Below are 12194 nucleotides of genomic sequence, written 5' to 3'. Positions count from 1 at the left end.
CCCCATGTTGAGCTCAATAGTGAAGTTAAACAGCTAGAAGGCGAGCCCCGGCCAATGATAGTGTCCCATTTGCTATGTGAAAGTAGGACATTCTACTGCGTAGCGCACCGACTTCAAATACAAGAAAGCCCGATTCGAAAGAGTCGGGCTTTTTTACGTCTATAGAAAAGTATAATATTCAGCACTTTCTTCTCTAAAGCGCAGCGTCTCTTAAGCGAAGCGCCTCTTTGTGAACAGTGTTTTGACTATCCAATACATTGAGCGATGGTAGTGCAGCATTTCACTGTGGCTCTCCACGCTGTGGGCACCACAAAATTCTACTGCGTAGCGCACCGACTTCAAATACAAGAAAGCCCGATTCAAAAGAGTCGGGCTTTTTTACGTCTATAGAAAAGTAATATTCAGCATTTTCCTCTTTAAAGCGGAGCGTCTCTTGAGCGAAGCGCTTCTTTGTGAGCAATGTTTTGGCTATCCAATGCATTGGCCATGATAGTAACCCATTCCACTGTGACCTTCCAACGCTGTGGGCACTTCGGCATTGCAAGGCTCCAAATAAGAAAAACCCGTTACAGCAATGTGACGGGTTGTTTGTTGTTTAAGGTTTTTCATGCCGAGCCCAGTAATCAAACGAAACAGCGAAAGGTGAATCCCCGCAAGGCTGTACTGCACAATAATGGTGTTGTTATTTTACAGCTTTATTTGCCCATGTAATTACTTAAGGAGCGTAATAATATAAAAAATACTAGCGATTTAATAAAGCGTAGTGATTAATATGTACTTGCTATAAAAGTAAGTTTTTGTAGATTTTGTTTAACTTTACTTGTTAATAAGCCTTATGGGCTTTATGCTCTTCTTTCGTTAACGCTATTACTCATTCAGGGTCTTCTATGCCTTTCTCCTTACTTATTGATGACTCATCTTCTTTAATAGAGTTTACTCGTATTTATCTTGCTTTGTTTTATACCTTTGTAGCTGGTTTTTATACATTTAGAATTATTTATGTGACACGTACTTCTAAAGAAAGCATTGTTTTTCCTGGAGTTAAGTATTGTGCAAGTTGGTGGAATCACACTGCGTTTAAGTTTTTTAGGGCGTTAATATGGTTTATTTGTGTATTGCGGGTGTTTATACCATCGCTTGATAATTACCTAGGTGTTTTTACTGGTCTGAATGGCTGGCCTAGCGTTATGTTTGGTAATGCGCTGCTCACAGCTGGGTTTGCTTTGTCAATGATAGTTCATTTTAATATGGCCTCACTATGGCGCTCAGGAGTTGATCCAAACGGTCCACGAATACTAAAAACAAAAGGACTCTATCAGTTTTCAAGAAACCCTATGTATTTGGGTGTTATAGCAGCTCAAGTAGGGTTTTTCTTAGCATTACCGAGTATATTTAGTTTGGTATGTTTAATCGTTGGAGTTGTAGCTATTCACAGGCAAACATTGGTAGAAGAAAAGCATTTATCCGAGAGCTTTACTGCTGAGTATAAGCAATATTCGCAGCTTGTACCCCGCTGGTTTTAGAGAGTGGTTATTTATCGATAAAATATTTAACAAATTCTTGTTTTGATACAGGCTTTGAAAAAAAGTATCCTTGGATGTAGTCACAATTTAACTGTTTCAGTAACAAATATTGTTTTTGATCTTCTACGCCTTCAGCAACGACTTCTACATTTAAGTTATGAGCCATTGTAATAATAGCTTTTACCAGAGCAATGCTGTTTTCATTTGTTTCTATGTCTTTTATAAACGAGCGATCAATTTTTAGTATGTCGATATCTAGCCGTTGTAAATAAGCCAGTGATGAATACCCTACACCAAAGTCATCAATAGCAACATCTATCTGAAATTCACTTAGGTGCTTTAACTGTCTTTTAAACTCTGCGTCAGTACCCATTAAAGTATTCTCTGTTACTTCAATTAAAATTGAGTGTGCGGGTAAGTTATGTTGCTTAATAGCCTGTATCCATCCACCAACTCATTCTCCTGAACGATCAATTTCAAGTGGTGAGGTATTGACGCTTACTTGGATCAGCTTATTTGAAAGTGTATTAAATAAAATACAGTCTTGTATTGCTTGAGACTCAACCCATTTACTAATATCAGTTATTAATCCATTTTTTTCTGCTATGGGTATGTAGAAAGTAAAATCAGGGGATAATCTACAGCTCAATGTTAAACATTACGTGGTACAACATCCTCACTGATTTTAGAGCTTGGAGATAGCTAATCATCCAAAGCCTCAAGATTCAAGTGGTCAATAAAATTTGGCCACAGTTTTAGAATCTTGATATCTAACCTCAGATTCATTTGGCGCTATACCCTAGTTCTGTACTTAGGTTATTAAAAGGTTGCCAAGTGGCGACTATATCAACCCCGTTAGTTGTTGTTTCACCCTCTGATACAATATCAAGGTCAACACGGGTTTGAGTAAGCGCAAATGCGGCTTGTTCAAATTGACCGAGTTGAAAAAAACGTATAGCGGGCAAAAATTGATTAGGATCGGTGTTAAATCTAATTGCAGCTATATTATTGGCATCGGTATGAAATGCAGAAAAGTCCACAGAGGTGTTTTCACTTTCAAAGCGCTAGCCCAACTCGTATGAAACATAATTTTCTGATTCAACGTTGTCGTTGCCATTGAGGAAAGTTGCAATCGCATATTCATCAATAGCTCTAATCCCAGCACTTCCTCCGAGCGCCTCTTCTACAACCGTGCCATTCACTTTATAGTCATCATTAAACTCTATAAGGGTTGGTGTACGAACACTTCTAGATATGGCTCCCCAAATTAGGTGGTTTTCTTGTGGCTTATAAATAACCCTAGCTGATGGTTGGTTTTCCCAACCAGTTAAGTCATTGTGATCGAGCCTAGTGCCAATAATAAGGTCTAGAGAGTTAGGTATTACATTGTATTGAGCCTGAAGTAACCCGCCATACTGTTGTAGGTTGTTAAGGTTTTTATCACTGTCTAAAAATAGGCTCTCGTCAAAAGAGATATTGTTATACCTATAATTTAGCCCCCAATCTAGCTGCAAAGAGTTATATAAAAAGTTCATTTGGTAGTCTATGTCTATAGATTCAAAATTTTCTTTTATATAGGTCTGATTACCACTTTGCTTCAACCACGATACCTGCAACATTTGATTGGCATCTGGTGATATTCTATTTTCAAGGCGCGCCATAACACGCGAATCTGTGCGTGATAAGTCATCCGAAAATAAAACGTTTTTATTAGTTGCGTCAATGACTCCACGAAAGTTTTGGCCTAGGTTTGAGTGAGTAAAGTCGCCTTGAACCAATGCTGACCATTCATCGCTAGGTGTAAAGTCAGTACGAAAACCAAAAGAATGTTGTTTTGCTGTGTCGGTAGGCTCTAACGAAATTCCTTTTTTTGATTCATTGGCATTTTTTACATGGCCATGAATACGATAGCTTCCTTTATTAGCTAAATCGTTACCATAGCGTACATTGGTATTAATGTTTATTTGATTACCCGTAGTAGCATTTGCATAGGCCCCACGGGTATCAATACTGTTTTTAGTAATAATATTGATAACACCATTATTTGCATTTGTGCCCCACAATAAGCCGCCTTGACCGCGAATAACTTCTATTCGTTCCATATCATAAAGTGGGACGTTAAGTGTTTCCCAGTAGACAGCAGCAAATTTAGGTGTATATAAGCTTGGCCATCCACCATAACTAAAAGTTTACTTGAAAATCGAGAAGCAACACCGTGCGAAGAAATTGCCCATTGGTTATTATCAAGTTGCCTAACTATAAGACCTGGCACCATTTTTAGCGCTTCAGGTACTGAGTTTGCACCCGACTTATATATTTGTTCTTTGCTTAATACATAGATTGACGAGGCGGTATTAAATGCAGACTGTGCTCGCTTCATTGCAGACGTTACTTACACATCCATTTCCATTAATGCGCTAAGGTCTAGCTCTGTGTCTTCAAAAGGGTCTGCAATCACAAGCGGCGATAATAATAAAAATGGCCATAGTGATTGATACGAAAATTTCACTAAGGATCTCCTACCTAGTCAAAGATTATATAAGCGAGGTTGCTTTTTAAAACATTACATTAACATCGTAAAAGCTTTAAACATAGAAAATACGTTATCGTCATTAATAAAAATCGAGACTACTTTTATTCGTATATCATTAGCTCATATAGCAATTTTGGTTAAAATAACATCATTACTAAATGTAGGTTTAAATGATTGATTATATATATTATCTTATAACGAAAGTATTAAGCCCATGTTTGATTGCTTTTTGCCACCTAAATCAGGTTGTTTCGCATAAAAATGCTTTGATAAATTAAAATGATGGTGATCCCTAATGGTGGCGTAATTAAATTTATTCTCAATAAAGCCTATCAATACTGGTTCAGGGTTAAAAAATAAATTAATCTTGCTGCATTTAACGATTATCAGAATATTATATGAGTTTTATTTTTTCTGCACTGCTAGCTAGTCTTCCTGTTTTACCTGAGCCCGTTGCAAACAATGCCGTAGCTAAGGTTACAGTACAAAACCAAAGCTACTTTTTAAGTTTTATGGGGCTGGGTAAAAACAAACAACATACCGATGTACACAACAAGGTGTTTTCTCTTAAATTAGGTGAGGGCGCATGGCAGCAGCAAGCGAGTGTGCCTTCAAGTTTGCCACTAAAAGGGCGCTTAGCAAGTACTGCTGTGGGCTTAGGTGAATACGCCTATGTATTTGGTGGTTATACGGTAGATAGCGACCATACTGAAATTTCAAGTCCCGATGTTTACCGTTTTGATATAAAAAGCAATACATACAAACACCTTGCAAGCATGCCAGTACCGGTAGATGACAGTGTAGCGCTGAGCTACAAAGAGCGCTACATTTACCTGATTAGCGGCTGGCATAACGATGGTAACGTAAATTTAGTACAGGTATACGATACCCAAACCAACACATGGCAACAGGCATCACCTTTTTTAGGCGAGCCTGTATTTGGCCAAGCAGCTGCTATTAGTGGTAACACTATTGTTATATGCGATGGCGTTAAAACCCAAGCAAACCCAGATTCACGCCGCTCGTTTACAGGTGTTGCGCAGTGTTTAAAAGGCACAATAGATGCTAACAATGTGCAAAAAATAGATTGGCGCACGTTACCTCATCCTACAGGTGAGTCGCATTACCGTATGGCTGCTACAAGTTACAATGGCAACATTTACATGATGGCTGGTTCTAACAACCCCTATAACTATAACGGCATTGGTTATGATAAAAAGCCAGCACCGGCAAGTAAACACGTGTGGCGTTTTAATATTGAGCAAAATTCATGGCAAGTTTTATCGCCTTTAGCCGGAGGCACTATGGATCACCGCGGGCTACTTGAGCACAACGGGGCTTTATATCGTGTTGGAGGTATGAACAACAAACAACAAGTAATAAGCGATGTAACAGGTTATGAGGTAGCACAGTGAATACGCTTTATATTACCGGTGCAGGAGTAAGCGCTGCTAGTGGTATACCTACTTTTAGGGGCGAAGATGGCTTTTGGACTATAGGCAGTAAAAACTATACGGCTATGGAAATGGCCACGCGTGCTATGTATCAAAACAATCCGCGCGAGTTTTTAGCCTGGTATTACAACCGCTTTGCAACGTATCGTAACCATGGCCCTAACGACGTACACCACTGGCTTAGCGATAAAAACTTAATAACCCAAAATATAGATGGGCTTGATGGCAAAGCTGGTAATAAAAATTACATTGCTATACATGGCAGGCTCGATCAAATGACGTTATTTCATGAACAAGGCGAAGCAGTTAAACCGCTAATGACCCCATGGGATAGCGTAGACGAAAGCCGCCTGCATGACTCTCTTTTTGAGCTATTTAATATTCAAAACCAAACGCCTGAGTTAAACCATTCATTTAAGCCCTTTGTTTTATTATTTGATGAATACTACACCGAGCTTTACAGAATAACCGAAGCACAGCAACGTATGCTCAATGCCGATAAAATGGTATTTATAGGCACCTCATTTAGTGTCAATATCACTCAAATGGCAATTGAAATAGCTCGTACTTACAGCATCCCTATTGAGGTGGTAGGTCCTAATCCCGCGCATGTTTTACACCCAAATGTAAGCTATAAAAAAATGACTGCACTTGAGTATATTCAGCATTGCTAATTTATTTATGTAATTTAAAACTTACAAATAAATACTTAAAAATATGCGTTTTGTTAACCCCAGTGATACATGTTGTTTTATAATGATACTGTAAAACTGAAATCGTTTAAAAAACATGACCTAAGAGAGTTACATGAGTGATTTAACTGCAATAGCCAATTTATCAATATTATTAGTAGAGCCGTCAGAGGTTCAGCAAAAACTGATAATCAAATCACTAACTCAATGTGGAGTAACGCAAGTAGAAACTGCAAGTAATCAAGCGCAAACATTAGCATTGCTAGAAAAGTATCACCCAGATTTAGTTATTAGTAGCATGTACCTAGCCGATGGTACTGCAGATTCTCTGTTACAAAATATTCGCTCAAATCCGCGCACAGAAAGCCAAGCGTTTATGTTGATCTCGAGCGAAAGAAATAAAAAATACCTAGAGCAATTAAGGCAGTCGGGCGTATTAGCTATTTTACCTAAGCCATTCAGTGCAGATGCAATTACACGCGCATTAAAAGCAACACTCGATATAATTACGGAAGAAGAGGTAGAACTAGAGCACTTTGATGTCACACTTTTACGTGTACTTGTTGTTGATGATAGTCGTTTTGCGCGCAAGCATATTATTCGTGTGCTTGCTGGTATGGGAATTCCAGCCCCGGTTGAAGCAGAAGATGGTAAACAAGCAATTGAAAAACTTAACGAGCAGTCGTTCGACTTGATTGTTACCGACTATAACATGCCGGAAATGGATGGCCGCGAGTTAACCGAAACAGTACGTGGCTCAAATACTTACTCGCATATTCCTATTTTAATGGTGAGCTCAGAGGCAAACGACACCCACCTAGCTAATATTGCGCAAGCGGGCGTTGATGCCATTTGTGATAAACCGTTTGAACCCGCAACAGTGCGAGATTTACTCTTTAAAATAATGTCGTGATAGACATTTTTTCATCACATGTATTTAAAATGAGTGCAAAAATAACAGCACTCGTTTTTAAATACTTTTACATTTTCCCTAATCTATAAATAAGCAGCGCTGTTTTAGCGGTGTTTTTATTTAAACTGGTTAAATCGGCGGTTTCGTTTTTAGTGTGCGCGCCACTGCCCATTAGTCCTAGGCCATCAAGCGCCATATCAACATGGTTTGCAGCAAACGAAATATCAGCAGCGCCGGCATTACGAGGGTTTGCAGCCACCACTTTGTTATAGCCTAAGTCTTGGCTTGCTTGGCTATACAGTGCAAGCAGCTTTTTATTACCTTCGGTGAGCCCCATTGGTGGGTAGCCGTCTTCAAAAATAAGCTCAGCATGGCTGCCATTTAAGCTTTTAGCCACTATTTGCAGCATCACTTTTTTAGCGCCTTCTACCTGCTTTGGCGAAAGCGCTCGTAAATCACCCGCTACATACACGGTTTGTGCAATTACGTTACTTTTACCAAACGCCGTGGCGGATGAGTTAGCACTATCGTACTGTGCATCAGTGCCACCCACAATAAGCCCAGGGTTAAAGGTTAAATTAGGTTGCGTGGCAAGTTGCTCTCTAAAGTCATTTAAAATACGCGACGCCTCGTAAATAGCGCCATAGCCCACATTGTCACTAAATATTTGCGATGAATGGGCAGCATTGGCCGTTACATTTAATGTCCAGCCAGTATAACCACGGCGCGCCGCCATCGCGGTTTTAATATTGTTATCACCATTTTCATAGCCAAGCGCTACGTCAGCCCAAATTGCGCCATCAACAATGGCCTGTTTAGATAAGCTAAGTGGGCGACCGCTGCTTTCTTCATCGCCCGTAAGCAGTACTTTAATGCTTACGTTTTCAAGTAAATTAAGAGCTTGCAGGCTTTTAAGCGCGGTAATTATTATAGTGTTGCCGCCTTTCATATCGGCTACACCTGGGCCGCTCGCAGTGTTCTCATCAATTTGTTTATAGGTAGTAAAGTTATCGTGTTTGGCAAACACCGTATCTAGATGGCCGATCATCAGTATTTTTATTGCATCGGGTTTTTTACTCTCATGCGTAGCGAGTACATGCCCAGCACGGTTAAACGCGCTGCCATCTAACCACTCAACCTTAAAACCAATCGCTTTTAGTTGCTCGCTTGCAAGTGTGCCTACTTTTTTTACGCCTTCAATATTAAGCGAGCCGCTATTAATGTTTACCGCTTGTTTTATCTCTTCAAGTGCTTGAGGCATGTTTTGCTCAACTTGTTTTACTATTTCACACTCGTTTTTATCAAGCGCCGCATAGCTTGTAAGCGAAAGGGTACTCGCAAGGGTAAATATAAGTGCTTGGCTAAATTTTAAAAGTGACATAACAGCCTAATAATTGGAGAATAGTTCAGCTAATATGGAGTAAAAATACAAAGGGTTCAATAGGTGTGGTTTATGACTTTTAAAATAATAACAAGTTACAAGCATAAGATGTATGGAGTGTAAGCGTTATTGGTTTAAACACAGATATTAATATTCAACTAGTACAACTAAACAGTAATTTACTTGATATTACTGCTCTCTACCAATTTGGGTTTTTGCTGTATTTAGGAAAGGTAAGGCGAAGCTAACTATCTGTTTACAGATGTTTATTTTATAGCTAGGATAAATTATTGTATATAAAGACATTTGTCGGTTTGTAAAGCGACAAATGTCGTAGACTAAATTGTTAGGGTTAAAATTAGGCAATGAAATGGACTGAACCTTGGATTAAATCAATCCAAAATCAAGAGAAATACAGCCTCATTTCAAAGGGGCTGTTAATTAGTTGCTTATTATGGACGCTGTTTTTTGTTTTTTTGGCCGCAATAAGTCTGCTGACTAAAGATGACTTTATCCATCACGTAACTAAAATTATTTGGATTGCGCCTGTGGGAGGTTTCATTTTAGCTTGGGTCTTGTATACGATTACTTGGCTGTCACCAGTTAAAATTGACTCAGGCCCCAAAGGCCTTGTTAGAATTAAAGCGGATAACATTACTTTGATACCTTGGGAACTGATCTCTTCATACAGGTTTATTTTTAAAGGCATCGTTTTTAAGTTTACTGATGATAGTGAAATTACATTCTTATTACCTGAAAAAATGGATCGAAATTCAATATCTAAGGAACTCAAAGCACACTCAATCAAACAAGATGTTTTGTAACCCATACAAGTTGCTTAAACGGACAAAAAACAGTTGGTTTTTGCTCGTTCATCAAATATTTTAGCTCGTATGTCTTTGCGCCTTATTTAGAAATTTGCTACTACGGCAAAGTAATGCACAGCATCCTGTACATGTAATATTTTTCCAGCTAAACTTGGCTTATATAATGTACAAGTGAGGTGCAAAATGAGAATAGTCTCTTTTACCGAAGCCCGAAATAGTCTAAAAGCCGTTTTGGATAATGTAATTAATGATGCAGATACGACAGTCATCACTCGTCGTGACACTGAAGATGCGGTTGTAATGTCATTAGATTACTACAACAGCCTTATGGAAACTGTTCATTTACTTCGCTCTCCAGCGAACGCTGAACATTTAAACCGTTCAATTGCGCAGTTCAAAGCGGGCAAAACGACCCCACGAGAACTTATTGATGAGTAACAGGTTATTGTCATGGACTGATGAAGCTTGGAATAGTTATGTCTACTGGCAGACTCAAGATAAGAAAACCTTGAAACGTATAAATAAGCTAATTGTCGATGTTAAGCGTTCTCCATTTGATGGGATTGGAAAACCGGAATCCCTTAAAGAAAACCTTTCAGGCTTCTGGTCTCGCAGAATAGATGATACAAATCGTTTGGTATATGCCGTGGATGATACAGCAATTACAGTTATCTCGTGTCGTTACCATTACTAAATAAACAAGATAAAAAACAAGATACCCATCTTAAATTCTTCATTCTATCCAGCCAGTATTTATTAAAAAAACCATCAGGTTTAACGCCATTGGCATTAAACCTGAGAGCTCAAACTCAACCAATCAGCGTTAATTAGTCGGCATTAAATAAATTTCGCGTACGCTGTTGCGTTGGTTTGCTTCTATTGCAAACAATACCGCATCGGCTACATCTTGCGGGTCAAGTTTGTCGGGTTTAGCTTCATCAAAAAATGGGGTGTTTACCATGCCAGGGGCTATGGTGGTACAGCGGCCATTCCACTCGCTCATTTCCTCAGCTAAATTTTGCCCAAACCCGTAAGCAAACCATTTAGTTGCACCGTAAATAGAGCCTTTAATAGGCTTACGGCCAGCGGCTGAGCTGGTTAATATAAAGTGACCTTTGTTTTGGCGTAAATGGGGCAGGGTTGCTTTTGCCGTCCACAGCAGGGCTTTAATGTTTATGTCTATCATGGTTGACCATTCATCAGGGTCACCCTTTTCGGTACCTGCGGTTGAAACACCCATACCTGCATTGGCAAATGCGGCATCTAGTCGGCCAAATTTTTTAAGCCCTTTTGTTACTACGTTTTCAAGTTCGGTAAAGTCGGTGGCATCTGCGGGTACACTCAGTGCGTTACCTTCACCTAATGATTGTACTAATTTAGTTAATTTGTCTTCGCTTCTGGCTGTAAGTATGACTTTGTGGCCGCTATTAACCAGTGTTTTAGCAGTTGCTTCACCTATGCCACTAGAGGCACCTGTAATGAGGACTATTTTTTCTTTCGCCATGATTATTTCTCCTATGTTTACATATTCAAAATGATAAGAACGGTTTAACTAATATGTGCTGTTTACTGTAACAGTACTGGGTTAACAGGGCTTGAATGCAGGTCACTTTTCGAATGAATTATTTGGATGATGTTAGATGAGTGGCTTTAATGGGTTTTTGCAAAGGTGGAGTGTTCGTTTTTGTTATACTTTTTATAAAAAAAGCGCACCTTAAAGTGCGCTATACGTTTATTGTGTTATGTCAAAGCTAACTGAGAGGTCCTCAGTTTGCGGTACACTAATTTGCTTAAGTTGATAAACAGTGAAATCTGTATCTTCTAGCTCTGCATCGTCTATATGTGCGGTGCACGTATAGCCAAGTTGGTAATCTCCCGGTGTAATGAAAGCAAGCTCAAACTCATATTGGTTATCGTCTTGATCAAATACAACATTTGCGGTCGCAAGTGGGGCATCTTCTGGGGTTTGCTGATCTATTTCGTATATATCTTTAGGTATTTGAGCATCTGATGAATATAAATATACGGCGTGTCCAAACGTTGAATCTGCAGCTGCAGTGGCGATATTGTCTGTTTCACAGTTATTAATAAGCGCTTGGCTTACTGTGCCTTCAATTTCTTGTGACTCAGAAATATTTTGTAATCGTACGCCTCTAGGTTTTAAAAAGATCTCCTCATTATTTTGGGGATCGACCAGCGATTTTTTTAGGTCAAATTCTAAAACAAAGTCGTTGTCAGTTTGGTTAAGTGTAAAGCCATCGAGTTGTATTTCGCCTACACCATCATTCCCCTTTCTTTTTACCACGAGCGGAGCAATGCTGTCGTCTTCGTATACTACGTGAGATGTGAAACTAAGGTTATTAGTATCGCCATTTATAACCTGAGCGCGGATCCACGAGTATTCTCCTGCTGGCACTTCTTGATCGTTAAGCAACTCAAAAACATCGTCCCCGGTGTAATTGAGCAAATTAACCATTTGTGGTTGAGATGCGTCAGCTTCACTTCGGGTTTCAAAACTAAATTCTTCATCGCCTTGTGTTTTAATAGTAATTGAATCAAACACGACGTTAACCGCTTTTAAACCACTAACTGGCGCATCTGACACACCAAGGCTAAAGGTTGACTTGTCGCTAGATTGTGGCGGTGTTGTGCCATTGTCATCACTTGAAGAGCCACACCCGGCTAATGCAAAAAGAACGGCGCTGCTGACTAATGTTGATTTAAAATTCATGATTTACTCCTTTAGTTTATAAAGCGGATTATAGAAGGGCTAAGCTGAATTTAGATTGAACTGGTTTTTAAAATAGTTACTTGAAATTAATTTTTATTTTACTTTGCGCATTTTTGAACAAAAGTATGTACGCCATAGGT

Annotated in this window: 16 protein-coding genes; 7 read left to right on the top strand and 9 right to left on the bottom strand. The window is 39.2% G+C overall.

Annotated features, from left to right (window positions below; genetic code table 11):
* Positions 1 to 416 precede the first annotated feature (416 nt).
* Positions 417 to 539: a hypothetical protein gene (locus tag AC27I2_RS18770; RefSeq protein ID WP_487205158.1), complete on the bottom strand. Its 123-nt coding sequence runs from the start codon at positions 537 to 539 to the stop codon at positions 417 to 419.
* A gap of 348 nt (positions 540 to 887) precedes the next feature.
* Between AC27I2_RS18770 and AC27I2_RS18765 the strand changes: the two genes are divergently transcribed.
* Positions 888 to 1523, top strand: coding sequence for a methyltransferase family protein (locus tag AC27I2_RS18765; protein WP_487205157.1), 636 nt, complete (start codon positions 888 to 890; stop codon positions 1521 to 1523).
* 7 nt (positions 1524 to 1530) lie between these two features.
* Here AC27I2_RS18765 and AC27I2_RS18760 read toward each other — a convergent pair whose 3' ends face one another.
* From AC27I2_RS18760 to AC27I2_RS18740, 5 genes are all read right to left on the bottom strand, one after another.
* Positions 1531 to 1920, bottom strand: a complete 390-nt coding sequence (locus AC27I2_RS18760) for an EAL domain-containing protein (protein ID WP_487205161.1) — start codon at positions 1918 to 1920, stop codon at positions 1531 to 1533.
* Positions 1921 to 1977: 57 nt separating this feature from the next.
* The gene (locus AC27I2_RS18755) at positions 1978 to 2172 is read right to left on the bottom strand and encodes a hypothetical protein (protein ID WP_487205156.1); all 195 of its coding nucleotides are present in this window, start codon (positions 2170 to 2172) and stop codon (positions 1978 to 1980) included.
* 133 nt (positions 2173 to 2305) lie between these two features.
* Positions 2306 to 2563 carry a hypothetical protein gene (locus AC27I2_RS18750; protein WP_487205155.1) on the bottom strand — a complete coding sequence of 86 codons (258 nt, stop codon included), beginning with the start codon at positions 2561 to 2563 and terminating at the stop codon, positions 2306 to 2308.
* Positions 2564 to 2587: 24 nt separating this feature from the next.
* Positions 2588 to 3625: a TonB-dependent receptor plug domain-containing protein gene (locus AC27I2_RS18745; RefSeq protein ID WP_487205154.1), complete on the bottom strand. Its 1038-nt coding sequence runs from the start codon at positions 3623 to 3625 to the stop codon at positions 2588 to 2590.
* On the bottom strand, positions 3613 to 3903 hold the full coding sequence (locus AC27I2_RS18740) for a TonB-dependent receptor plug domain-containing protein (RefSeq protein ID WP_487205153.1): 291 nt from the start codon (positions 3901 to 3903) through the stop codon (positions 3613 to 3615). The genes AC27I2_RS18745 and AC27I2_RS18740 overlap by 13 nt, the downstream gene beginning before the upstream one ends.
* A 551-nt stretch (positions 3904 to 4454) precedes the next feature.
* Between AC27I2_RS18740 and AC27I2_RS18735 the strand changes: the two genes are divergently transcribed.
* The 3 genes from AC27I2_RS18735 (at position 4455) to AC27I2_RS18725 (ending at position 7115) form a co-directional block, all read left to right on the top strand.
* The gene (locus AC27I2_RS18735; protein WP_487205152.1) at positions 4455 to 5471 is read left to right on the top strand and encodes a Kelch repeat-containing protein; all 1017 of its coding nucleotides are present in this window, start codon (positions 4455 to 4457) and stop codon (positions 5469 to 5471) included.
* Positions 5468 to 6184 (top strand): SIR2 family NAD-dependent protein deacylase, encoded by a 717-nt coding sequence (locus AC27I2_RS18730; protein WP_487205151.1) that lies wholly within the window; start codon positions 5468 to 5470, stop codon positions 6182 to 6184. Before AC27I2_RS18735 ends, AC27I2_RS18730 begins: the two co-directional genes overlap by 4 nt.
* Before the next feature lie 133 nt (positions 6185 to 6317).
* The gene (locus AC27I2_RS18725) at positions 6318 to 7115 is read left to right on the top strand and encodes a response regulator transcription factor (protein WP_487205150.1); all 798 of its coding nucleotides are present in this window, start codon (positions 6318 to 6320) and stop codon (positions 7113 to 7115) included.
* 67 nt (positions 7116 to 7182) lie between these two features.
* Here AC27I2_RS18725 and AC27I2_RS18720 read toward each other — a convergent pair whose 3' ends face one another.
* Positions 7183 to 8496: a M20/M25/M40 family metallo-hydrolase gene (locus AC27I2_RS18720; RefSeq protein ID WP_487205149.1), complete on the bottom strand. Its 1314-nt coding sequence runs from the start codon at positions 8494 to 8496 to the stop codon at positions 7183 to 7185.
* Positions 8497 to 8861: 365 nt separating this feature from the next.
* Here AC27I2_RS18720 and AC27I2_RS18715 point away from each other — a divergent pair, with 365 nt between their 5' ends.
* The 3 genes from AC27I2_RS18715 (at position 8862) to AC27I2_RS18705 (ending at position 10017) form a co-directional block, all read left to right on the top strand.
* Positions 8862 to 9320 carry a hypothetical protein gene (locus AC27I2_RS18715; protein WP_337849113.1) on the top strand — a complete coding sequence of 153 codons (459 nt, stop codon included), beginning with the start codon at positions 8862 to 8864 and terminating at the stop codon, positions 9318 to 9320.
* A 186-nt stretch (positions 9321 to 9506) separates the two neighbouring features.
* Positions 9507 to 9761, top strand: coding sequence for a type II toxin-antitoxin system Phd/YefM family antitoxin (locus tag AC27I2_RS18710; RefSeq protein WP_282337796.1), 255 nt, complete (start codon positions 9507 to 9509; stop codon positions 9759 to 9761).
* Positions 9754 to 10017, top strand: coding sequence for a Txe/YoeB family addiction module toxin (locus tag AC27I2_RS18705; protein WP_487205148.1), 264 nt, complete (start codon positions 9754 to 9756; stop codon positions 10015 to 10017). The genes AC27I2_RS18710 and AC27I2_RS18705 overlap by 8 nt, the downstream gene beginning before the upstream one ends.
* Positions 10018 to 10146: 129 nt before the next feature.
* Here AC27I2_RS18705 and AC27I2_RS18700 read toward each other — a convergent pair whose 3' ends face one another.
* Positions 10147 to 10827: an SDR family oxidoreductase gene (locus tag AC27I2_RS18700; RefSeq protein ID WP_487205147.1), complete on the bottom strand. Its 681-nt coding sequence runs from the start codon at positions 10825 to 10827 to the stop codon at positions 10147 to 10149.
* Positions 10828 to 11055: 228 nt separating this feature from the next.
* Positions 11056 to 12054 carry a DUF4382 domain-containing protein gene (locus AC27I2_RS18695; protein ID WP_487205146.1) on the bottom strand — a complete coding sequence of 333 codons (999 nt, stop codon included), beginning with the start codon at positions 12052 to 12054 and terminating at the stop codon, positions 11056 to 11058.
* Positions 12055 to 12194: the final 140 nt, after the last annotated feature.

It is taken from the genome of Pseudoalteromonas sp. NH0006-46 (assembly GCF_057547735.1).
Note: the sequence above shows the minus strand (reverse complement) of the source record. Positions and strands in the feature narration are given on the sequence as shown.